Raw genomic sequence first — 24,532 nt, forward strand, 5'->3', positions numbered from 1 at the left:
CAAAACTGTTTATTTGATAGTTAGGCAACTTGTTTTTAGCCTGTAAAACTAAATTCATAAATATTGCAATAAGTAGTTTTGAAAGAAGCCACCATCTATTTTTACTCAAAAAATGTTGCTAATGTTACATAATAATAACGTTTGTTATCAGCAAACTGAGAACTACGTGCTTCTATTACTTCAAAATGGCTATGATTTTCAGCTTTTTCTAATGCATTTGAAATAGCTTCATTAAGACTTTCCTCAGAAAAACCTGTGTAATCACGTGTTTTTGAAATTATCATCCGTTAACTATCCTTTCGTTAATTGGAGAAATTGAGTTTAGCACGATAAACTTTTAAGGTCTTGTTATAAATTATTGACAAGAAATTGTGAAGTACAAGGACTTATACCCAAGTTCTTTGCAAAGGCTATTTTGGGACTATTAATTTTTTCACTCATAATTTTTTTAAAAATTTGCAATAGGCTTTACTATTATTCAATTTTAAAAAATTCTGAGCAAAAAAATTAACTTGTCAAAGCCTAGCATTTCTAATGAACTTGGGTATATTCAATAATAAGTCACCAACGTAGGCAAGGAAACTTAGCTATGGGAAAAACAATATTACGTGTTGCTGAGGGAATTGAGCTTAACTCTACAGTATTGGCCAGCTTAAAAAATATTTTAGGCTCAGATTTAGTTCTAGAAACTTACTCTACAACTCCTAATTTAGAAACTATTTATAATAAACGTATTGCAATTTTAAATCAGGCTTTTCAGTTTATTACTCAAGCTATTCCGCCTAAAAGCAATAAAGAAAATTTAAATAATTATCTTTCTTGGGGATTGCATATTTGTAATTTATCTTCTTGTAAATCGCTTAATGATTATCAAGATAAGCTCGCACAATTTACCGCATTATTAGTTAATGCCTTACTCGATAATTGGGAAGATTTTACTACTATAGGAGAAACGCAGGCAAAGCGTATCGCTATTGAAATGCTAAATAAAGCTGAACAATATATTATTATGCGTGATGGACGTCCTAATTTAGCTACTTTAAGTGTCGAAAATACTTTTAATGAGCCGAAGCTCATATTGCAATGGGATGAAACATTACCACCTTATACAAACGAGACACTTGCTGAATTAAAAAAAATAAAAAATAGTAATCTTTGGATAACACCTGAATGGTTTCGCCAACTTCCGCCAGTTCTACAAATTTTTCTGCACGTTAGTGATGTGCATGCCTTCACCTACGACGCCTTAAAAAGTAATTTAAGTACACTAGAATCAGTTTGGAAGTATATAAAAACACATATGGAGCAGGAGAGTTTACTCAATGATTTAAGAATTGTTGCTGAAGATAAACTTCCTAAGCCTAGCTGGTTTGATCAACTATCTATAGGCCATCAAGTGGTATTTAGAGAATTAGCTTCCAAAGTTGCTAGTGAAGGGTTGGCTTCTATTGACGCTCAACTCTCTCAAATCAAGCAGTTATTAGGACTAGCTTCTGCTAATTTCGAAATATCTGAAATCAATCAATTATGGGGACATGTAACAGATGATAAAGAAATGCGTAAAGTTCCCTATTGGTTCCTGCGATTGCCTGCCTATGAGCAGTTATTTTTAAAAAAAGTTCTTTTGGAAGCAAACAAGGTAGAAGATGTCGTCTCTTATTTACCTAGCCGCCTACGCTCTTTACCACTCTTAGCTAATTTTGGTAAGCATCAATTATTTCTTCTCTATCCTGATGGTCAAGTAAAAGAATTAGGGCATGCTAGATTGCGTTCTAGTCATTTAAGCTCTAGGGATTTAGAAGATGAACCTGCTATTTTAGGACAAGAGCATAGTAATCGTAATGTAAAACAAATCTGTAAGTATATAGGTAAAAATCAGTCATTACTTGTTCAAACTTTAATTAGCCCTCTTGCTTTACCAGGAAAATTTTTACCAGATCCAATTTTAGATAAGCATCGACGTCATGCTATAGAGCGACTACGTTCAGAACGAAAAGATATTAAGATATATACTACAAATCATCCGCTTAATATAGCGAAATATTGGCTTTATACTAGCTCTTATGACGAAGATTGTTTAACTATTTTAAACAATGCCCAAGAAACGTTGTCACTTAGCAATATCACGCAAAAAGCTAAAGAATTAAATGTTGGTGATAAGTTTGCAGTTAATATTATAAGCTTGCTTGCACTAGCTTATTGTTATCCTAATGCATTTAATGCGCTTAGACAATTTGTAGAAAATCCTAAAACAAAGGAAAATAATTCGTTAAGTTGTGAACGTTTTATCAATCAACTATTTAGTGAACATAAAATTCCTGAAGAGTTTTATGATAATTTATGGCCTGGTCATAAATTTAATAAAGAGGTAATAACTAAAAGCTTAAAGTATTTAATTTCTTCAAAGGAAAGTCATCCTGCAGCATTTACTTTAGCTAATAATTTAACCGATTTAGCTGAGCTTTGTCGTGATTATGATAGTTGTCTGAATGCAGGTTATGGTAAAGCAACCATTTTTGATTATCATTGCAGAGAATTATGGTTAAGTTCACTTGAAACCTTAATTACTATGTTTACAAATGGGCTTAGTTATGGTTCTTGTGTGAGCGGCAAAGATAGAAAAGCATTAGAAATACTTCATACTAATGCTATGTTAATTTATCGCGAGATTTATGGCACTTGGCCAAAGTTTGCTGACACTAAGGAAGCAAGAGAGCGCTTTGAAGAGATGGTAGAGAAAGCATATGAGTCTAGGCATGGACAGGTACATGCAGGGCGTAATGCAGAGGGCGCTGAAGGTTTTAAGACACCACCTAATTATTTACCTTACTCCATCATAAAAAAGATTAAATTAAAAGCAGGTGATCAAGCACTAATAATAGATGATAGACTTGCAACTAACAATGAAGTCAGACGTATTGCTGGGCTTGCAACTTACATAAAGCCTGGTTATTCTCATTGTGTTATTGCTGCTATGCGTTTATCTGAACAAAATCAAGAAAAACTATTAGAAAAAATTAAATTGTTAATTGGCGAAAAAAGTTACTGGCAAAAACAGCTTAACTATCGTATGTTTACAGGAACTATTTCCCCTAAAGGCATTACCCAGATTCAACAATTATTTGAAGATGTAACTAATTTAAAGGAAATTTCTGACGTTAAAACCCGCATTCTTGCTGATATTTATTATATTGTCTTAAATAGGCCCGCAGATTCAGACTTAAGAACTGGCACTACAAAAGCAGTTTATAAAAGTATAATTGAGTTGTATAAGTCAGCCAATCCAGATACTCAGATTGATTCGGTATTAGAAAAACTACAAGAAACTAAAACGAAATCCTTTGAAGATAATATAAAAGAGATTAACCAAACGTTTTCACCTATTTAAAGTCAATTTTAAAGATTATAAAAAAATTTAAGGAGAGCACTATTATGTTAAATCTTAATTCTGGAATAATTTGTGATATTTTGGTTAGAGCGCGCGAATTTCAAGCTAAAGAAGAGGTAAGTTTTCCAGAAATGACTGATGACATGGATGCTTCTTATGTTTTAGCTGATCATGCTGATGATTTGACCTATCAAGAGGTGGTTGGTGCTATTAACAATTTAGAGCCTGACCAACAAGCAACCCTTGTTGCTTTAATGTATGTAGGCCGCGGTGATTATACGATTGAAGAGTGGGAGGAGGCTTTTTCATTTGCGCAAGAACGTTTAACCGAGCATACAGGCGAATATTTATTGTCTAGGCCAACTATGCCAGACGAAATAGAGCGCGCATTAGATGCCCTAGGGATAGTATGTGAAGAATGACAATAAGAACGATAAGAACTTAGTCTGGTTGTGTAAATTAGCTTAAGTTCGCTAGACTAAGAGATGTTCTAATCCATAATAGAGGGTCTCTAGTTGTCTTACTTTTTGACAACAAAGGACAATACCTGGCATAAATGAAGCTCTATCAATGCTATCATGCATAATAGTTAACGTTTCTCCAGGACTTCCAAATATTACCTGTTGTCTTGCCATAATACCAGGTAGGCGTACTGAGTGAATGGTAATACCTTCATGCATACCACCACGCGCACCTGCAATTAATTCATGCTCTTGCTCTTTTTTCACTAGAGATATTGCTTTTGTCGCGGCAATCATTTCTGCTGTTTTTATTGCGGTACCTGAGGGTGCATCAAATTTTTGTGGATGATGAGCTTCTATAATTTCTACTTCTGAAATATAACGTGCTGCTTGTGCTGCAAATTGCATCATTAAAACTGCACTAATTGAAAAGTTGGGTGCAATAATTCCACCTAATTTTTTATCATTACATAATAATGTAAGGTGTTGAATCTGCTCTTGCTTTAACCCAGAGGTGCCAATAACAGGATGAGCACCATTATTAATTATTACTAAACTATTCGCGTAAACACAGTCAGCACGTGTTAAGTCAATGACTATCTGAGCTTGCGTATTAATAATCGTAGCGCTTAAATCGTCATGGTACGATAGGGCACCTACTAATTCAAATTCAGGATGATTGGTAATAGTTTCGCAAGCTAGAGTACCCATTTTACCGCGTGCTCCATTAACGATAACGCGAGTTGCCATAATAATCTCCTAAATCTTTAAACACGAATTATAGGTGTGGATCGCCTGAAGTCTTTGCTAAATCAAAACTTTCTTCGTTAAAATGATATAAAAATACTTAAATTAGCCTTGCTAATTTTGACTTTGCGCTTTAATGATTGCTTTGCTTCATTGTTGAAAATAGTAATTAACTCTTACTTGATTTTTTAAGAGATAATTGATTTTCTCGTATAGTGCGCCAAGCCCATACGGTCGCCGGCGGCCAACCAAATAAAGTGGCTTGCATAAACAGCGCTACAATAGCTCCACCTGGATTATCATTAATTAATAACACTAACCATGGAAAAGCAAAAGCAAGAAACCTCCAAAATAGTTTTTTTAACATTTCTAGGTATCCATTTAATTAACTACGTATTTCTAGTTATCCTTAAACAATAAGGAACTACTTTAGCTTAATTATTAAGCTTTTTAAATTATATTTATATTTTAATTGAAAACCCAAGGTTAACAGGGCTTTTTAAGATAAATTATTGCAATAAAACAGTAAGTATTGTACCTTAGCTGGACATTTATTAAGTGAATTTAGCTCGTTTTCCTTAGCTAAAATAATAATTTTGCATTATGTATTACTTTAGCTTAATATCGCGCAATATTTTCAAACATTGTACTTAAGTTCTTAAGGTATCAAGCATGAGAAGGCATGAACTTCATCCCCATACGGCTGCAATTAATAAAGCACAAAAAAAAGAATCTAAGAAAGCTAAAAGTGAAGCTTTATTATGGTTAGCTGCGACCTTCCCACAAGCTTTCGACAGTACAACCCGTATTCGACCTTTAAAAGCTGGTATCATGACCGATATTTTACAGCATATAGCTAAAGCAGGTGAAATAGGTATTTCACGCAGTAAAATTCGTGAGGCGGTTGTTTTATTTACACGCCGGTTAGATTATTTAATCTGTTTAAAAGCTAAAGAAATGCGTATTGATTTAAATGGCAACCCAATCGAACCTGTTACTGAAGAAGAAGCAGAGCATGCTGCGCTTAAAATTAAGAAGCGTATTGAAAAAAGTATCCGTAACACACGTAAAATTGTAACTGTAAAAGATTCCAATAATTTAAAGCAATCTGTTAAGCCTAATTATCAGATAAATAATAGAGCGACTTTAGCTGATAATGAGCCTTACGATGCTTATTATGTTGAAAAACCGCCACTTTTTAATACTTTGGGTAGTGGAATGTCAGTTAAACCTAAAGTGATTGTAAGACATAAACCTCAGCGTCAATATGACCCAAGTGCAGTAGCTCGCTTAAAAGAAAAGTTAGGCTTAGCGCGCAAAAGCGAAGAAGAAGTCTAGTAAGAGCTTGCTAAAGTTAAAAATCTACGCCTAGCCAGTTACAGCCTACGTTCTGCAGTTTAGCCGGCGTTGTTGCATAACTCTAAAGCAAGTAGCCTGGGTGAAACGAAGTGAAACCCGGGTTTCGGCCCGCAGGCCTACACCCAGGCTACAGCTGCTGAAGTTATACCTTTTAGGTTCGTAACGCCACCTTTTTTTAGTTATTCCTAAATTTATTTCCATTACCCTGAAATATGCAACAACGCCGGTTTATCTGCAGAATCCAGAGAAGAGAAGTAGCTTGGATCTCGCAAACAAGTCGCGGCATGTAGGCTTAAAAATTAATTATGCCCATATGTCTATATTAGAGTCTAAATTATTCTTTAACTTGAATAATCTCCATACAATTTGTTCCACCTGGCTCACCTATAATTTGGCCGCGAGTTAATAAAACAAAAGAACCAATTTGTAGTATATCTAAATTAATTAAATGATTTACTAATGTCTTTTTTATGAGCTCAACTTGTAGCGGATGAAAATCATATAAAATTGGAAAAATATTATTTACAAGACTAAGTTTATTAACTGTTTTAGGATTAGCACTAATAGCATAAATAGGAACTTTACTTTGATGGCGAGACATCCATATTGCACTCGCACCTGATTCAGTTAAAGCAACAATGGCTTTAATAGGAAAGTGATTGGCCGTATACATGGTTGCCATTGCAATAGCTTGATCAGCCCTATCATAGTGGCAAGTATCTTTTTCAGGTTTGTTATAAAGGAAGGTAGCATGTTTCTCTGCACTTAAACAAATTTTATTGACCATCTCAATAACTTTAACCGGATATTGACCAGTCGCCGTTTCAGCTGAAAGCATGACTGCATCAGTTCCATCTAAAATAGCATTAGCAACATCCGATACTTCAGCACGTGTAGGCTGTGGTTGATAAATCATCGACTCCATCATCTGTGTTGCAGTAATAACTACTTTATCAAGGCGCCTAGCTTGCTCAATGATTTTCTTTTGAATAGCGGGAACTTCTGCCTCACCTATTTCTACACCTAAATCACCACGAGCAACCATTACCGCATCAGCGAAATTGATAATATCTGCTAAATTCTCTAAAGCTTCAGTGCGTTCTATTTTAGCAATAATTGGAATATCCGGTGCGTTTAACTTAGCTAATAATTGACGAGCTTCATTAATATCTTCTGCATCTTGTACAAAGGAAAGCGTTAAGTAATCAACCCCCATTTCAACAGCGGTACGCATGTCCTCTTTATCTTTTTCTGTTAAGGCGCGCGCAGCTAAACCACCGCCCTTGCGATTTAAACCTTTATTGTTTTTTAAAATACCGCCTTCAATAACCTTACAAAAGATACGAGAATCTTCAACTTTTATAACTGTTAATTCAATAAGACCATCATTTAATAACAATGTATCTCCTGAGGTAACTTCTTGACATAAGGGTGTGTAGGTAACGCTTACAAAAGTTTCATCCCCTAATTCTTTAGTCGCACAATCGAGGATGAATTCTTGATTAGAGGAAAGATTGACTTGGCCTGATTTAAATTTGCCAATACGTAATTTAGGGCCCTGTAAATCAGCCATTACAGCAAGTGGCTTATTTAATGTTTGGGCAATTGATTTAGCTGCGGTAATTGTTGTAAGCACAGAGGGATCTGCATGCGAGAAATTAACTCTTAATACATCAACACCAGCAGTTAAAATAGCTTTTAAAGTTTCTGGTTGACTACAAGCAGGGCCTAATGTTGCAACAATTTTAGTTCGTCGATGTAGCATGGGCACGTTCTTCCAAGATAGCTACAGCCGGCAATGTTTTTCCCTCTAAACATTCAAGAAATGCACCGCCGCCTGTAGAAATATAAGATATTTGTTCGGTTAAATTATACTGATCAATTGCTGCTAGCGTATCGCCCCCGCCAGCTACTGAAAAGGCATTGCTATCGGCAATAGCAATAGCAATAGCTCTAGTTCCATATGAAAATTGCGCAAACTCAAAGACACCAACAGGACCATTCCAAATAATTGTTTTAGCTTTTTCAATAATATCCAAATATCTACTTACGGTATCTGGACCAATATCCATAATCATATCATCACTGGCAATATGAGTAAGTGTTTTATTAAAGGCAGGACAATTTTCGTTAAATACTTTACCCACTACTACATCAGAGGGTAAAAGAATTTGACAATGATGTTTAGCTGCTAAGTCTAAAATGGCACGTGCCTCATCAAGTAAATCATCCTCACTAAGAGATAAGCCTATTTCAAAGCCTTGCGCTCGTAGAAAAGTATTAGCAATGCCTCCACCAGGCACTAGGTAATCAACCATCTCTACTAAATGATTAAGCAAGGACAATTTGGTTGAAACTTTAGCCCCGCCTACTACTGCAACAATTGGTTTGTCTGGATTTTTCATTACTGTTTCAACGGCTTCTAATTCCCGTACAAGTAAAGGACCTGCTGCGGCAATAGGAGCATATTTAGCGACGCCATAAGTAGACGCTTGTGCTCGATGCGCTGTACCAAATGCATCCATAATAAAAACATCACATAAAGAGGCTAGTTTTTTGGCTAATTGCTCATCATTCTTTTTTTCACCAATATTAAAGCGCACGTTTTCACAAACAACTAATTCACCCGGTTTAACTGCTGGTATCCCATCTAAGTAATTTACAGCAAAGCGTACAGGGTAATTTAAGTGACTGGCGAGATAAGTGGCAACAGGTTCAAGAGAAAATCGCCTCTCAAATCTTCCTTCTTCAGGCCGGCCTAAATGCGATAAGACAATCACTGCAGCACCAGCATCAAGCGCTTGCTGCAAAGTTGGTAGCGCTGCTTGTAAGCGTTGATCGCTGGTAATGATGCCATCTTTGATAGGAACATTTAAATCTTCACGAATTAGAACACGTTTATTATGTAAATCTAATTCACTCATTTTAAGCAAATTCATGATTAAATCCTTTAACGGCTCATCATACAACTAGCGGTATCCAACATACGATTTGAAAAACCCCACTCGTTGTCATACCATGCAACTACTTTAACTAAGTTGCCTAATACTTTTGTTTCTGTAGTATCGAAAATAGCTGAAGCGGGACAATGGTTAAAGTCACAAGAAACTAAAGGCTCTTCATTAATGTATAGAATATTACTCTTAGCACGACGCATAATGTTATTAACTTCATCAGCGTTTGTTTCTTGCTTAGCCGTGAATGTTAAATCAATAACCGAGACATTTAAGGTAGGTATACGCATAGCAAAACCATCTAATTTACCATTTAATTCAGGTAATACGAGCCCAACTGCAGAAGCTGCTCCTGTTTTTGTAGGAATAATTGAATGAGCAGCAGCTCTGGCGCGCCTTAAATCGCTATGACTGCCATCAAGTAACATTTGATCATTTGTATAAGCATGTACTGTATTAACTAAACCATGCTCAATACCTATTGCCTCATGTAGGGCCTTAACAACTGGTGCAAGGCAATTGGTCGTACAGGAAGCATTAGAGACAATAATATCACTTGTACGAAGGCTTTGATGATTAACACCATAAACAATAGTAGCGTCGACATCTTTGCCGGGAGCGGAAATTAATACTTTTTTTGCGCCAGCATCAATATGTTGCATGGCTTTTTCACGATTTGTAAACAAACCTGTGCATTCTAGAACAACATCTACATCAAGTTCTTTCCATGGTAAAGCTTTAGGATCACGCTCAGCAAGAACACGAACAGGATGGCCATCAATAAAGAACTGATTGCCTTCAACATTCACCTCGTGGTTAAAGCGGCCATGGGTGGTATCATAGCGTGTTAAATGAGCATTGGTTTGAATATTTGCTAAATCATTGATAGCAACAACATTAATTTCATCTTGGCGGCCATATTCATAAATTGCTCGTAAAATACAGCGACCGATACGTCCGTAACCGTTAATTGCAACTCTCAGAGCCATCTTTATTTCTCCAGAATGAAAGATTCATTAGACTTCTTGCATAACCTGCATTGCAACGAGCTTTCCGGGGTTTATTTATTCTTATTAAACTTAGCCCCCTAAGCCACTTGCGCCTGGTACTTAGACAAAATACACAGGTGATGCAAGAAGTCTATTATGAATCAATTACAGGGTATTAATAACACTAATTAAATGTTCTACTGTGATGTTTAAATAAGTGTAAGCTGCTTCAGCTGGTGCAGAAACACCAAACCGATCTAAGCCAATTACAGTACCATCTAAGCCTACAAAGCGATACCAGTAGTTAGTTGCTGCAGCTTCAATAGCAATACGTTTTCGTACACTTTTAGGTAATATACTTTCTTGATAGGCTTTATCTTGAGCAATAAACTGCTCAGCACAAGGCATAGATACGACTCGTATTTGTTTTCCTTGTTCGTTTAATTGCTTGGCAGCCGTAACTGCTAAATGTAATTCAGAACCAGTCGCTAAAAGAATGACTTCTGGTGTACCATCACATTCAACAATGGTATACCCACCGCGCCCAATACTCTCAAAAGCTTTATCTTGATGAACTAAGGCTGGTAGGTTTTGACGTGATAATAATAAAGCAGAAGGCCCTGTATGACGAGTTAAGGCTTGATACCAAGCAATCGCTGTCTCTGTTAAGTCAGCAGGTCGCCAAACTCGCATATTTGGTGTCATTCGCAACATCGCTGCATGCTCAATGGGTTGATGAGTGGGTCCGTCTTCGCCTAAGCCAATTGAATCGTGGGTAAAGACATAAATAACACGTTGCCTCATTAAAGCACTTAAGCGAATAGCATTACGCGCATAATCTGCAAAAACTAAAAATGTTCCCCCATAAGGAATAAATCCCCCATGCAATGCTAGACCATTCATGATAGCCGCCATACCAAATTCACGCACACCGTAAAAAATATAGTTACCTGAACAGTCTTCTGCAGTAAGTGCTTTGCTACCAGACCAGTTAGTATTATTTGAGCTAGTTAAATCAGCAGAGCCACCTAACATTTCAGGCAGTATTTTAGCAAAAAATTCAATGCAAGCCTGAGAGCCTTTACGAGTAGCTATAGGCTTATCTTGCAAACGGCACTCATTAATAAATTTTTTAGCTAAATTATCAAAGTTATCAGGTAAATCTCTATTAATACGACGTAAAAATTCATGGTAATGATCGGTATGTTCTTCTTGATATTGTTGACATAACTCTAGCCATTGTGTTTCGTCACGCTTACCTTGTTCAACATGGCTCCATTGCTTATAAATAGAATCAGGAATAGTAAAAGGTTCATGTGACCACCCTAATTTTACTCTTACTTGTTCAATATTGGCATTGCCAAGTGGAGAGCCATGGCATTTCTCACTACCGGCGACGGGTGAGCCAAAACCAATAATTGTTTTACAGATAATTAAGCTTGGTTTATCTGTTTGAGCACGTGCTTGCTTAATAGCTTCTTCAATTACTATTGGGTCATGGCCATTAACTTCTTCAATTACATGCCAATTATAAGCCTTAAAACGACTAGCGGTATCATCGGTAAACCAAGCATCTACCTTGCCGTCAATGGAAATTCCATTATCATCATAAAAGACAATTAATTTACCTAATTTTAACGTCCCAGCAAGCGAACAAACCTCATGTGATAAGCCTTCCATTAAGCAGCCATCACCAACAAAAACATAGGTAAAATGATTAACAATTTCGAAATTAGGTAGATTAAATTGACTCGCTAGAGTTTTTTCAGCAATAGCCATACCTACGGCATTAGCTAAACCTTGCGCTAGAGGTCCAGTTGTGGTTTCAACACCTGGGGTTTCCTCATATTCAGGATGACCAGGAGTTTTAGAATGAAGTTGTCGAAAGTTTTTTAAATCATCAATAGATAGTTTATATCCTGTTAAATGTAACAAGGAATACAGGAGCATAGAACCGTGACCATTGGATAAAACAAAACGATCGCGGTTAAACCAATGAGGATTACTAGGGCTATGTTTTAAAAATTTTTGCCAGAGTACGGTGGCAATGTCTGCCATACCTAAAGGCATACCCGGATGGCCTGATTGGGCTTGCTCAACAGCATCAATACTTAAAACGCGAATTGCGTTTGCTAATTCGTTTGTAGAACTCATTTACACTCTTAGATTATCATTAAGACGGCTATTGTCGCTCAGAAGTTGTAATTCAGCAAGCCGATCTAATAGTAAATATTATAGCCGAACTGCTTTTAAAGAGTTCTAGCTTGAACTTTATTTAACTATATTTAGAGATTTTATTTATTATAAAGTAGTCAAAATTTCCTAAATAAGTATCTATTGTTGATGTTATTAGCAAATTTAGTAATAATTTGGCACTAATAGCAATATAGATAGTATTTAGGATCAAATATGACAGCTGTAATGCGCCACCTGCAAGAGATAATAAACATAACGCCAATCGAAGAAAATAACTTGTGGCAATTTAACAAACAATTACAGGCTAAAAAAGTAGAGTTCTTTCAGCCATTACTTAAGCAACATAATTTACTTAGCTTAGAATATAACGTACTTTGTACTCAACTGGTACATAATTTTACGCGTAAAAATTATGATCCTGAACAATTAAAACAGGAGTTAATAACTGCCTTAATGATGGCTGAATTATTGGCTCATTTATATCAAAATTATTTGGTTGTACCACGAGAAGTGGCTCGCTTACAACAGGAACAGAAAATTTATAGGCAGTTATTAGCTAATGTAGGGATTAAATTTCCCGCAATTACTATTTTTTCGCCTGAATATTCTAATAATCTTACGCAAAAAGTTCGTACAAATATTGCGCAAATAAACTGGTTACGACTTTTTTTAATTCGGAGTAAGCGTGTATTAAATACTGCTGTACCCATAGCTAAGGATTTAGAAAAATTCTGCTACTTCGTTGCTGCGTTAGATAAATATGCTAATCCAGTTGTTGCTTACTTAGGTTGGGTATTTTTTATTCCACGTTTATCAACCAATCTGTTTTTATTATTTAAACATTTAATCCCTGGATTTTGGATGGAGGAAAATGAGAAGGCAATAGGTTGGAATAATCGTCTACATGCGCACTTACAACGTAGGTGGTTTGAAATTGGCAATGATGTTGCTTGGATGACAGGTGGTATTTTAAATTGCTTTATTCTTCTTGGTCCGCTAGCACCCTTTAGTGTTTATTTAAACGTAGCACTTTTTGGCTATGATGTTATTTTAGCAACAATTAGAGCTACTCTAGAAATAACACGTTTACATGCTTTAAAGGATGAATACAGTAAATTGGCTGATGCTATTAAGGAGAAAGGCTCCTCACAAGAATTGATTGAAGTTTATGAGTATCAAAAATATTTAGATGCACAGCTAGACTACGAATATAAAAGATTAATGTTTGGTATATGCAATACAACAGCGTTATTTCTTGCAGCCTCAATAACTATACCATTATTTGTGGCCTCTCCTGTTGTTCCATTTATTAGCGCATTTCTATTAGTAGCCATTACGGTGGCAGGTTATATGGCTTCTCAAGCTATTGAAAAGCAAAGACCGGCAACCAAAATTGATAAATTGTTAGATTCATCGGCAGGTTTAAAGGCGCTGGGTTTTTTCTCTTCTAGTTTAAAGGAACAAAAATTTAATAAAACCGATTTAGAGCTAAATCCTCAAATTGAATTGATGCCAATGTAGGAATTTCTTTTGCCGCTGATAGTTTTAAGAAGTCTTGCTTAAGCATAGAGGGATTATTAAGTTAATGCTACAATAGATTTCTTTCAAAAGGGCCATTAAAAGTTAATTATAGGTTGAGCCAAGGCCCAACTTACAAAATCAAACTAGGTGGGGATGTTGGCAGTAATTGTAGCCTGGGTGAAACGAAGTGAAACCCGGGTTTCGGCCCGATGGGCTTTCACCCAGGCTACCTTTGCTATTAACTGGTTCATAAGAATTTAATTCTTCTTTTTAGCGAGAAAATCATGCCACAGACTATGCTGCCTAAATTTAGCCAACTTAAACTAGATACCTTTGTTGAACAACTTGATAATTTGCTACAAGCAAATTTACAAAAAATTACTGAATTGTTGAAACAGAAACCTCCTTTCACTTGGGATAATTTAATGCGCCCACTTGAGGATATGGAGGATGCACTTGAGCGTTTTTGGTCCCCCATGTCACATTTACATGCCGTTGTTAACTCTAAAAGCTTACGTGAATGTTACCAGGCGTGCTTACCGAAGTTATCAGCTTATGAGGCAGCAATAGGCCATAACAAAGCTCTATATCAGGCAATTTGTTCTATTGATTTAGAAGACTTAAATGTTATTGAGCAAAAAATAGTAGCAGATACTTTGCAAAGTTTTGAACTATCAGGGGTAGCTTTAACGGAAGAAAATAAAGTGCGTTTCGAAGCAATTCAGACTCGGCTTTCAGAGCTATCAAATCAATTTGAAAACCATGTTCTTGATGCTACGCAAGCCTTTAGCATGCATATCACTGATGAAAAGCGTCTACAAGGTTTACCTGAACATGCTGTTAATACAGCTAGAGAGTTAGCACTTGAAAAAGGCTTAGAGGGTTGGATTTTAAATTTAGAGTTTCCAAGCTATTTAGCAATAATTATGTACGCCGATGATCGCACTTTGCGAGAAACATTTTATGAAGCCTATGTGACGCGTGCATCAGACAAAGGCCCTAATGCGGGTCAATTTGATAACAGTGCGCTTATTAATGAAATACTTGCTCTGCGTCATGAAAAGGCACAATTATTAGGGTTTACTAATTATGCTGAATTGTCATTAGCTACTAAAATGGCGCCTTCCACTAGTGAAGTTACGCGCTTTTTACTAGATCTCGCTAACCGAGCTTATACACAAGCGCAAAAAGATATAGAAAACTTAAAGCAATTTGCGCATACAGAATATCATTTAACAGAGCTTCGACCCTGGGATATTGCTTATCTTTCTGAAAAAATGCGTCATAAATATTATGATTTATCTCAGGAAGCTTTGCGGTCTTATTTTCCTTTAAGCAAAGTTATGCCTGGGTTGTTTACGATTATTGAGCGACTGTATGGCATTCGCTTAGAAGCAGTGCCAAATGTTGATACGTGGCATCCAGATGTGACTTGTTATCGTTTAATTGATGAAAACAATATTGAGCGTGGTTTTATTTATATGGACTTTTTTGCTAGGCAAAATAAGCGTGGTGGAGCCTGGATGGATGCCTTGCAAAGCCGCCGCCTTGTTAATGGCAAAACAATCCAGTCCCCCATTGCCACTTTAACTTGTAATTTTGCTAAACCAAGTACCAACAAGAGTGCCACACTCTCTCATGATGAATTATCTACCTTACTACATGAGCTTGGTCATTGCCTGCATCATGTCTTAACCCAAGTTGATTATTTAGATGCGTCAGGTATTCATGGTGTAGAATGGGATGCTGTTGAATTACCAAGTCAATTTTTTGAAAATTGGTGTTGGGAGAAAATGGCTCTTGAATTACTGGCCGAGCATATTGAAACAGGCGAACCGTTGCCAGAAAGTTTATATCAAAAACTTATAGCTGCTAAAAATTTTCAATCTGCAATGGCTATGATGCGTCAATTAGAATTTTCTTTATTCGATTTTCGTATTCATCAAGAGTTTAATTCGGAGCAAAAGCAATTTGTACAAACGATTTTAGATCAAGTTCGTAGCCAAACAACAGTCGTTCCAGTTGTTGATTATAATCGCTTTCAACATAGTTTCTCTCATATTTTTGCCGGAGGCTATGCTGCTGGTTATTATAGTTATAAATGGGCTGAAGTGCTCTCAAGTGATGCTTTTTCACGTTTTGAAGAAGAAGGCATTTTTAATGCTAAAACGGGCCGTGATTTTCTCCACTCTATTTTAGAAGTGGGTGGCTCCAAAAAGGCAAGTGATGCTTTTATAAGTTTTAGGGGTAGGCCTGCGACAATTGATGCGTTGCTTAGGCATAATGGTATAAATTAATTTAACTAGACTGAGAGTAATTAAGAGCTAATATAATTAGTTTAAGTAGCTACGGCTAGCAGGTTCTTTAGTTAACTTAAAGGGATTATTGCAGTGTTACAATTTTAACCCCAAGGTTCCTACGTGCTGCGGCTTGTTCGCAGCATCTAGTTAAAATAATGTGAATGGTAACATTTTAGGTTATCTGTATAAGATTGCTATAATAAATTCTTGTTTAAAAAATGCATTTTTTAAAAAATATGATATAATTAGAGTGTTCCTTTTGGGGGGCGACTTGGCTTCGACGCGGGTTGCGAAACCTAAGGTGCATGCCGAGAACTTGAGAGAACTCTCGTAAATCAATCTCACTAAATATAAATGCAAACGATGAAAACTTTGCAGGTGCTATGGCTGCGTAAGCAATCATAGAACCGCACCGTGCGCTGCCATAAAACCAGCGCCCCGTTGACCGAGCTTGCTTATCGGTATCGAATCAACGGTCATAGAAGATAAGCTAGCTTCTTGAGTTGTCTTAGCTCTTGAGGCGAAATTTAAGAGACTAGCTATGTTAAATCCTGCCTATCGGAGAGGACATAGTGAATACTAAAAGACAAGGCTAAGCATGTAGATCTAAAGGCAGAGGATTTGCGGACGCGGGTTCAATTCCCGCCGCCTCCACCAATTTACCATCCAAGACACTCCAATAACATTGCACTCAGTACTTTCTAGTTGACTAATTTCATTCCATATTCTAAATTCTAGAATATGGAATAAAGGATAATGTTCATGATTAAATCGCAAGATATTGTAGTTCTAGCCAAACTTTTAGCCTATCCAGCAGATCAAAGGTGGTCTCAGAATAGTATTGCATTTGAATTGTGTTTAAGTCCTTCACAGATCAATAGTGCATTCAAAAGATTGGTTACAGTAGGGTTAATTACTCCATACCATCCCCCAGATAAGCCACAGCCAATTATTCAGGCCTGTGAAGAATTTTTTCTTCATGGATTAAAGTATGTTTTCCCCGCTAAGTTAGGAGAGCTGGCTCGTGGTATTCCAACTAGTTATGCCGCACCTAGCCTAAGCGATCAGATTATTGCTGGGAGTGATCCTATCCCTGTATGGCCATATGGAGAAGGGAATGAACGGGGCCTTGCCTTAAAGCCTTTATATTCTTCAGTGCCTGAGTCTGTAGCAAAACATCCAGATCCGCTATTTTATGACTTATTGACACTAATTGATGCTATTCGTTCTGGGCGTGTAAGAGAAAGGCAAATTGCTTCACAAAAAATATTGGCATTATTAAAATCAAAAAAGTTGGTATCAAATGAATAGAAGTTCAGCTCAAAGAAATATCGAATCTCTTAGTTTAATCGCACATCGTCTTGGAGATTTATGTGATGAAGTAACTTTTGTTGGGGGTTGTATCACAGGTTTATTAATAACAGATAAAGCAGCTCCAGATGTACGTTTTACTGTGGACGTAGATTGTATAGTCAACGTTATTACTAGACCGAGTTATTATGCTATTGCTGAAAAATTACGACAAAAAGGATTTAAGGAGCTAATTTCTGGTGATCATCCTATATGCCGTTGGGATTGCGATGGCATTTTAATTGATGTCATGCCTATAGATAAAAGTGTCTTGGGGTTTTCTAATAAATGGTATAAAGACGCACAAGAAAATTCTATCAAACATAGTATTTCTGACAATATAAATATAAAGGTTATTTCAGCACCTTATTTTCTAGCGACCAAGTTAGAGGCATTTAAGGATCGTGGGAAACAGGATTTTTTATTAAGTCATGATTTGGAAGATATTATTTCAGTTATTGAGGGGGTGAAATAATGAATATCGCTTGGCTAACTGATATCCACCTCAACTTCTTAAAGATTGAGGCAAGAAAAAATTTTACCAACAGGTAATTGAAACTGGTGCAGATAAGATTTTGATTACTGGTGATATAGCTGAAGCAAAAGATGTGTGTGAAATTCTTCAAGAATTTAGCACACATACAAATAAGCTTATTTATTTTGTATTAGGTAATCACGACTACTACTTTAGCAGCGTTAATAATGTACGTGAAAAAGTTCGCGCTTTGTGTATTCAGAATAAAAACCTCATTTGGCTTGGGGAGCCTAAAACTGTAACATTAGCTGACGGTATTTTGTTAGTTGGGCATGATGGATGGGCAGATGCGCGTTATGGGGATTTTGATCATAGCTTACTGAATCTAAATGATAGCCGTCTGATTGCTGAGTTATACCAGGCCTTTTTATTGAATAAGTCTGCTTTAAAAAGAGAAATGCAAAAATTGGCTGACACAGATGCGTCAGCTCTCCATGAGACATTATTTAATGCAATTGATACCAATATTAAAGAAGTGATTATTGCTACTCATATTCCACCATTTCCTGAAAGCAGTTGGCACAAGGATAAACCAAGCGATGAAAATTGGCTGCCTTATTTTGCTTCAAGAGCAACTGGGGATGTGATTATGAACTTTGTTAAAAAACATGCTGATATTCAGTTTTTAGTTTTATGCGGTCATACTCATACAGCAGTAACTATAAAACTTTCTGATCATCTGATAATTAAATCAGGGCATGCTGAATATTATAAACCTAGAATTCAAGAAATTATTTTTGTAAGGACCGAAAAATAATTATTTAAATATAATTCACAGTTTCTTTATGCAGTATTTTTTATGGTTTTAAATTGAGTGATGTCATTATTTTTTTGATAAATAGATATAGTTTGTTCATCAATGATCAGAAAACCATCAAAATCCTCTTGTTGAGCAAAGGCTGAGGGTAGAAATTTTTTGTCGAGATAATCTACATGAGTAGCCATTTGCCTTATCAATTCTTGAGATTCGGTCAATTTTAGTGCAAATTTATAGGCGAATACCATAAAGATTATAGATGCAACATTGAGCCCCATATGTCCAAAAAAAGTAGCTTTTTTATCTTGCCATACGGTATATAAATAACCTATTTTAAAAAAAATACCAATGACAAATAACCAAGCAGGTATGCAGAGCATTAATGTTAGCAAGCTTAATGTATGAGGAAGTTGATTGGGAGACATATGAAAAAGGGTTTGTATTTCTTTAGAACTGATAATGTGCATTGACTGGTAGATTGCATACCCTAATATAGATCCACAGAAAGTAATAATAATTTTCCAAGGGGTTTCATTGTAATATTTAACTGTCTTTGGAAATAGTGGCCTATTGCTCTGCAGGCTGAAAAAGTGCATAGCAAGATAACAGGATAAATTATAAAAGGGCTACTTGAAAAAAAATCTAATATGTCGAATAAAGTCTGCATCTTAATTACCTGGATAATATGTATTATTGAAAGATTCCTATATCTATTCAAGGAATCTATGCCATTATAAAGAGAAGTAATAATTAAAGTAGTTATGTTTTAAACAAATAACTCTGGGGGTACATTTGGGGGTATATTTTTACTTCTAATGAAAATAACCCTTTAAATACAACACATTGATTAATCAATTAAATAGCCGCCGCCTCCATAACTTATTAATATAGATAATTTTTTCAAGCAATATCAATGTGACACTATATCTTTTTAAAGCTCAGCCTAAATCTCCAGTATTTCTAAAACCCTGCTTTGAATAATTTAGGCCTTTGTAGTTTTAAATTATCTCTTAAACAGCAATTTTAGCTGTCAAATAAAGTTCGTTAGCTGATAAAGAGCCTGACCAACCAGGAATAGTCTCAGTCCTAATCGGTGCACTGGTAGCTGCACTCAACCGAGTAATTAAATTATTATTAGATACAAAATTCCCTGCATTGAAGTAACGGTAGCCGATATCAAAGCTGAATCTATTCATTTTCAACTCAAGGCCTGCATTTAATTGCCAAGCAAACGATGCTTTAGTTAAATCTTGCATTACTGAGGTCACGCCTGAATTAGCATCTAAAACCGTATGAAAATTACTTATCGAGTTATATGAAACACCAATCCCACCACCAATGATAGGTTGAATCAAAGCATAATTTCCTAGTTCATAAGCAAGTATATTAGACCACTCTCGTCCATAAAAAGTACCATTAAACATTATAGCGTTACTATTTAAGTCAAAGTATCTTGTTCTGTTACCAAAGGGATTAGGATTATTTGATGCTTGAAATCTTTGATGTTTTCTGTATTTATAAATTCCACGATAGGTATAATTGATATCAACAGAGACTAGAGGATTAATCATATAACCAATTCCTGCGGTATAGATAGCTACCGTACCTAACTTGCTATCGTAACCATCTGGAGAGGGGTTCCAATGATTTGGATTAGTATTTATGTTGGAGGTATTAGACCAGCTAACGCCCGACCCAAATTCTAAGAACCAAGGCATACAGGATAAATCAGCGCAAGATTTTATTTCTCCCATGGCTCCGGCGAATGAAATATTAAAAACTGTTGCTAAGACTGCGTAATTCAAAATTTTAATTTTTAACATTTATATCCTTATGGCTTGCTGTTTTTGGCTGTCGTTATGATATAACCAATAATCTTTTTACGTCTAGAAAAAGTATGAACAATAAAACTTTGCATATCAAAACCTTAAGTAAGCTAAATGGTATATAAGTGCATAAAGTCGCTAGAAATTGTATTTTTACTTATAGCCTTAATTTCTATATAGTTTTTTATTCTTATTTAAAATTTATAGGAATTAGGCAACATGCGATGGACCGAAGCAAATATCCCTGATTTAGCTGGAAAAACTGCGATTATTACGGGCGCAAATAGTGGTTTAGGTTATGAAACAGCAAGAGCATTGGCTGCTCGAGGTTGCGAAGTGATTATGGCGTGTCGGAATTTAGAAAAAGCACAAATAGCAAAAAAGAGTATAGAAAAACTTGTGCCTGAAGCCAATATTAAAATTGCAGAATTAGACTTAGCTAGTCTTGCTTCCATCGCTAACTTTTGTAACAACATTAAAGCCTCTCATTCTCAGATTGATATTTTGATTAATAATGCTGCTGTTTTAAATACTATACCTGGCAAAAAGACGAAAGAGGGTTTTGAGTTAATAATGGGTACCAACCATTTAGGGACATTTACCTTAACAGTGCAATTGCTCCCCTTATTAGAAGCGGCAAATCAGGCCCGAATTGTTACCGTAAGTAGCTACTCACATAAATATGCAAAATTGACACTTGCTGATTTAACGGCTTCCGATACAGCTGAGCAGTTAAAAACCTATGCTAAATCAAAATTAGCAAATTTATTATTTATTTTTGAATTAGCAAACCGATTACAGGATAGCAATAGTCGAGTTATAAGTGTTGCAGCACATCCGGGATTTGCCGCCACAAGCTTAAGCGATGCTAAAGAAAGTGGAGCAAGTACTCAATTTGCTTCTTTCATCCATTTTGGTATGCGCCTCTTTGCTCAAACAGCAGCACAGGGTGCTTTACCAATTTTGTATGCAGCAACGGCAAAGCCCGTAAAAAATGGTGAATTTTATGGCCCAGATGGTTGGACTGGGATGGCAGGTTATCCAACTAAGCAACGTGCAGCAAAAGCAGCTTATAATAAAAATTTAGCGGTTCAATTATGGGAGCGCTCAGAAGAGTTAACTAATATCAAATTTACAATTAAAAGCAATAAAGCTTTGGCAATTACACAAGCAAATCCGGTGCCTAAGTCAACTGAAAAAATAATAACCTTACTAAATAGAACCTTAGTACAAGCCAAACTTAATCCGATATCTAACACAAACTATCTTTTTTATGGTCAACCTGTTGATATTAATGCTTCTGCTGCCACAATATGGAAATTAATGGCTGATGTAAATCACTACAATGACTTATCTCATGCTGCAATTGATGCGCACATCCAAGGTGCCTTAGTTGAGGGTAATGATATTAAATTAAAATTATTTCCCAACAATAATAAAGGAAAATTAATTCCTGCTGTTAATGAAAAAATCACAGTGGTTAATGAGAAGGCAAAAATATTGGGTTGGTCATTACCGTTACCCATGGGGTTGGGTTATACGCAACGCTACCAGTTTTTAGAACCGCTTACCAACAACAAATGCCGTTCTTATATCATTGATTATATCCCATCGCCGGTAGGTTTCTTCTCTAAGCTGTTTATAGGTAAAACTATCAATCAAGCATTTACGCAATTAAACTTAGGTTTTAAAGAGGCGGCAGAAAAGTTAGAAACGGAAAGTTTCAGTCCAATGCTGAGGTAATTAAACTTACGTTAATATATTAGACCTCTTGCATAACCTATTTATTTTACACGATTGCTGTGTTGCAAGAGGTCTATTGTATTTCTACCACCATTAAGAGCTTTTTAATGGACTCTTAATGCAAAGCTTGTAATTCTTTTATTTCTTTTTCCATTTTGGCAATTTTTGCTTGGCGGCAAGCTTTAACAGAGTCGTGGTTAACGGTTACATTGCTTACGGTATTGCCATATAGTAAAGGCTTCATGCAACCAAACCAGAAAGATCTAGCGCTAACGCCTTTATCAGTAAAGCCTGCACTTTTGCAAGCAGCCGCAATCGCTTTGCATCCTGAGTTCGCGTTATTGCTATCCATAGTGGCTGCGAATGAAATTTGAGTTAGAAATAAAATAAAAGGGGCGATAAGAGAATGCTTACGCATAGCTGAATATCCTTTTCATAAATTAAAATACAGAAAGTAATGCTAACGTAATTATATTAACATTCCTATAATAATGCTTTGTTACGAATAGAAATTAACTATTTTAATAATTATTAATAAGGCTAATATTAACTGATTCAAGTTACCCGTTTATATGAAATAACAAGAGCTTAATAATTTCTCCAAGTGACCAGTAATTCTATTAAGTAAAATTAAATTTTTGCACATTATTTAAACACATCTATACTTTAAAATACTGATGTTTTGACGTATTTGAAGTAAGAGGTAAATAGTGGATCTTTATAATGCTGACTTTTATAGCATACTAAGGATGTTGTTTTTTTTCATGACGATTGGGTTATTTATTATATTAGAAGCGTTTTATCCATTCCATAACTTAGGTAAAGAAGGAAAACAAAAACGCCGATTATTGAATTGGTCTTTAGGTATTATAAGTATTACTATCGCTCTTCCTTTAAGCACACTTTATACTGCTTGGTTTTGTGACCATTATAATTTTGGTATCTTCCATTTATTTCATACGCCCATTTGGCTCGTGTTTCTTTTATGGTTCTTGATAAATGATTTTATATATTATTCCTACCACCGAGTAAGTCATAGCTATTCCTTTTTTTGGTATTTTCATAAAGTTCATCACTCCGATAAATCGATAAATACAACAACAGCACTTCGCATTCACCCTGTTGAGGTCTGTGCTTTTAATATTTATAAAATTAGTCTGATTGCCATTTTCGGCCCGTATTTCTTAGTGGTACTAATTTGCGATCTAATTCAGGCTATCATTGTCTTTTGGTCTCACTCTAATCTTAAATGTAATAAAAGAATAGAGCATTTTTTAAGCATATTTATTGTAACGCCTAAGTCTCATATTCTGCACCATACGATAGATAACGATAATCGAAATTACGGCCTAGTCACGCCTTTATGGGATAATTTATTAGGAACTAGGTGTAAGCCTTTTTTTGAAGAGGAAGAGATTAAAAAATTAAAAGTAGGGTTAAATACAAATCATTCTTATGAAAGCCTTACCAATATGCTCTTATTAGATCGGCTAAAAGAGGCATTAAAAAACATCCATTTTGCCCATTTTAAATATAGCTTGCTAACAGTTGGCCTGATGACAATCTTCTGGAGTTTAGCACTATTTTATCCTGTTATAACGCATGGTTTATTGGGAGTAAATGTTTGGTTGGCAATGATCTATTTAGTTTTATCTTGCCATTTTACAATGATAGTTATTTCTATTTATTTACATCGTAGTGAAACTCACCGGGCAGTGAAGTTTCATCCTATCGTACGTCATATCTTTAGATTTTGGCTCTGGTTAATGACAGGGGCAAGCCGACGTGAATGGGTTGCTGTCCATAGGGTGCATCATCAAAACACTGAAACAGAAAACGACCCACATAGCCCTGTTATTCATGGTTTAAAAACTATGTTTATTTCAGGCTTTGAACTTTATCACAAAGCAAAATCAGATAAAGTAGTCCAAAAGTATGGGATTATTACTGATGACGATTACTTAGAAAAGTATTGTTATGATAAACATTCAACACTTGGGCCCATTATTTTCTTACTTATTGAAATGATTTTAATAGGTATATGGGCAATTCCTTTATGGACACTACAAATGATTATTCAAATTTTACTGCAAGCTAGTGTCATTAATGGTTTAGGCCATTATATTGGTTATCGTAATTTTGAAACAGAAGATAATTCACGCAATATCACCGCCTTTGGCTTTTTCGTTGTAGGTGAAGAATTACATAATAATCATCACCAACATCCAGCTTGTGCTAAATTTTCTTATTACGCTCATGAGTTAGATATGGGTTGGATTTATATTGTCTTGCTTAAAAAGCTTGGGCTGGCAAAAATTAAGTTAAGACCTTTAGTAAGGTCCAAATGGCATCCGCCCGAAGAGAGATCATTGGACAAGACTAGTTATTATAATGATTTAACTTAAA

Annotated in this window: 20 protein-coding genes and 1 other RNA gene; 11 read left to right on the forward strand and 10 right to left on the reverse strand. The window is 35.7% G+C overall.

Annotation, left to right across the window (positions count from 1 at the left end):
• Positions 1 to 101: 101 nt before the first annotated feature.
• Positions 102 to 284, reverse strand: coding sequence for a hypothetical protein (locus ACNVED_RS00920; RefSeq protein WP_419419899.1), 183 nt, complete (start codon positions 282 to 284; stop codon positions 102 to 104).
• Between the two features lie 305 nt (positions 285 to 589).
• Between ACNVED_RS00920 and sidP the strand changes: the two genes are divergently transcribed.
• Positions 590 to 3,388, forward strand: coding sequence for a Dot/Icm T4SS effector PI-3-phosphatase SidP (sidP, locus tag ACNVED_RS00925; protein ID WP_419419900.1), 2,799 nt, complete (start codon positions 590 to 592; stop codon positions 3,386 to 3,388).
• 44 nt (positions 3,389 to 3,432) lie between these two features.
• Complete coding sequence (locus ACNVED_RS00930; RefSeq protein ID WP_419419901.1) at positions 3,433 to 3,810, forward strand: DUF3775 domain-containing protein; 378 nt, start codon at positions 3,433 to 3,435, stop codon at positions 3,808 to 3,810.
• Positions 3,811 to 3,861: 51 nt separating this feature from the next.
• On the opposite strand, the gene dapB is transcribed toward ACNVED_RS00930, so the two are convergent.
• Positions 3,862 to 4,599, reverse strand: coding sequence for a 4-hydroxy-tetrahydrodipicolinate reductase (dapB, locus tag ACNVED_RS00935; protein ID WP_419419902.1), 738 nt, complete (start codon positions 4,597 to 4,599; stop codon positions 3,862 to 3,864).
• Positions 4,600 to 4,765: 166 nt separating this feature from the next.
• A complete protein-coding gene (locus ACNVED_RS00940) occupies positions 4,766 to 4,963 on the reverse strand; it encodes a hypothetical protein (RefSeq protein ID WP_419419903.1) in 198 nt (65 codons plus the stop codon).
• Positions 4,964 to 5,268: 305 nt separating this feature from the next.
• Between ACNVED_RS00940 and ACNVED_RS00945 the strand changes: the two genes are divergently transcribed.
• Positions 5,269 to 5,934 (forward strand): ProQ/FinO family protein, encoded by a 666-nt coding sequence (locus ACNVED_RS00945; protein ID WP_419419904.1) that lies wholly within the window; start codon positions 5,269 to 5,271, stop codon positions 5,932 to 5,934.
• A gap of 355 nt (positions 5,935 to 6,289) precedes the next feature.
• Here ACNVED_RS00945 and pyk read toward each other — a convergent pair whose 3' ends face one another.
• The 4 genes from pyk to tkt all read right to left on the reverse strand — a co-directional run bounded on the left by pyk (position 6,290) and on the right by tkt (position 12,052).
• Positions 6,290 to 7,720, reverse strand: a complete 1,431-nt coding sequence (gene pyk / locus ACNVED_RS00950; protein ID WP_419419905.1) for a pyruvate kinase — start codon at positions 7,718 to 7,720, stop codon at positions 6,290 to 6,292.
• The gene (locus tag ACNVED_RS00955; RefSeq protein WP_419419906.1) at positions 7,701 to 8,894 is read right to left on the reverse strand and encodes a phosphoglycerate kinase; all 1,194 of its coding nucleotides are present in this window, start codon (positions 8,892 to 8,894) and stop codon (positions 7,701 to 7,703) included. The genes pyk and ACNVED_RS00955 overlap by 20 nt, the downstream gene beginning before the upstream one ends.
• An 11-nt stretch (positions 8,895 to 8,905) precedes the next feature.
• On the reverse strand, positions 8,906 to 9,898 hold the full coding sequence (gene gap, locus ACNVED_RS00960) for a type I glyceraldehyde-3-phosphate dehydrogenase (RefSeq protein WP_419419907.1): 993 nt from the start codon (positions 9,896 to 9,898) through the stop codon (positions 8,906 to 8,908).
• A gap of 165 nt (positions 9,899 to 10,063) precedes the next feature.
• Positions 10,064 to 12,052, reverse strand: coding sequence for a transketolase (gene tkt / locus ACNVED_RS00965; protein ID WP_419419908.1), 1,989 nt, complete (start codon positions 12,050 to 12,052; stop codon positions 10,064 to 10,066).
• A 255-nt stretch (positions 12,053 to 12,307) separates the two neighbouring features.
• Here tkt and ACNVED_RS00970 point away from each other — a divergent pair, with 255 nt between their 5' ends.
• From ACNVED_RS00970 to ACNVED_RS00995, 6 genes are all read left to right on the forward strand, one after another.
• Positions 12,308 to 13,615, forward strand: a complete 1,308-nt coding sequence (locus ACNVED_RS00970; RefSeq protein WP_419419909.1) for a hypothetical protein — start codon at positions 12,308 to 12,310, stop codon at positions 13,613 to 13,615.
• A 284-nt stretch (positions 13,616 to 13,899) separates the two neighbouring features.
• Positions 13,900 to 15,912 (forward strand): M3 family metallopeptidase, encoded by a 2,013-nt coding sequence (locus ACNVED_RS00975; RefSeq protein WP_419419910.1) that lies wholly within the window; start codon positions 13,900 to 13,902, stop codon positions 15,910 to 15,912.
• 265 nt (positions 15,913 to 16,177) lie between these two features.
• Positions 16,178 to 16,572: a transfer-messenger RNA gene (ssrA, locus tag ACNVED_RS00980) on the forward strand.
• Between the two features lie 105 nt (positions 16,573 to 16,677).
• Complete coding sequence (locus ACNVED_RS00985) at positions 16,678 to 17,226, forward strand: hypothetical protein (protein ID WP_419419911.1); 549 nt, start codon at positions 16,678 to 16,680, stop codon at positions 17,224 to 17,226.
• The gene (locus tag ACNVED_RS00990) at positions 17,219 to 17,740 is read left to right on the forward strand and encodes a hypothetical protein (protein WP_419419912.1); all 522 of its coding nucleotides are present in this window, start codon (positions 17,219 to 17,221) and stop codon (positions 17,738 to 17,740) included. The genes ACNVED_RS00985 and ACNVED_RS00990 overlap by 8 nt, the downstream gene beginning before the upstream one ends.
• Before the next feature lie 100 nt (positions 17,741 to 17,840).
• Complete coding sequence (locus tag ACNVED_RS00995) at positions 17,841 to 18,557, forward strand: metallophosphoesterase (RefSeq protein ID WP_419419913.1); 717 nt, start codon at positions 17,841 to 17,843, stop codon at positions 18,555 to 18,557.
• A gap of 26 nt (positions 18,558 to 18,583) precedes the next feature.
• Here the strand turns inward: ACNVED_RS00995 and ACNVED_RS01000 are convergent, their stop codons facing one another.
• A complete protein-coding gene (locus ACNVED_RS01000) occupies positions 18,584 to 19,024 on the reverse strand; it encodes a hypothetical protein (protein WP_419419914.1) in 441 nt (146 codons plus the stop codon).
• A gap of 543 nt (positions 19,025 to 19,567) precedes the next feature.
• Positions 19,568 to 20,380, reverse strand: a complete 813-nt coding sequence (locus ACNVED_RS01005; protein ID WP_419419915.1) for a hypothetical protein — start codon at positions 20,378 to 20,380, stop codon at positions 19,568 to 19,570.
• A gap of 222 nt (positions 20,381 to 20,602) precedes the next feature.
• Here ACNVED_RS01005 and ACNVED_RS01010 point away from each other — a divergent pair, with 222 nt between their 5' ends.
• Positions 20,603 to 22,126: an oxidoreductase gene (locus ACNVED_RS01010; RefSeq protein WP_419419916.1), complete on the forward strand. Its 1,524-nt coding sequence runs from the start codon at positions 20,603 to 20,605 to the stop codon at positions 22,124 to 22,126.
• Positions 22,127 to 22,241: 115 nt separating this feature from the next.
• Here ACNVED_RS01010 and ACNVED_RS01015 read toward each other — a convergent pair whose 3' ends face one another.
• Entirely contained in the window at positions 22,242 to 22,544 is a 303-nt protein-coding gene (locus ACNVED_RS01015; protein WP_419419917.1) for a hypothetical protein, read from the reverse strand.
• Between the two features lie 346 nt (positions 22,545 to 22,890).
• Here ACNVED_RS01015 and ACNVED_RS01020 point away from each other — a divergent pair, with 346 nt between their 5' ends.
• The gene (locus ACNVED_RS01020; RefSeq protein ID WP_419419918.1) at positions 22,891 to 24,531 is read left to right on the forward strand and encodes a sterol desaturase family protein; all 1,641 of its coding nucleotides are present in this window, start codon (positions 22,891 to 22,893) and stop codon (positions 24,529 to 24,531) included.
• Position 24,532 lies beyond the last annotated feature (1 nt).

The sequence above is a fragment of the Legionella sp. D16C41 genome (genome assembly GCF_048541585.1).
In the GTDB taxonomy this organism is placed as follows: domain Bacteria; phylum Pseudomonadota; class Gammaproteobacteria; order Legionellales; family Legionellaceae; genus Legionella_C.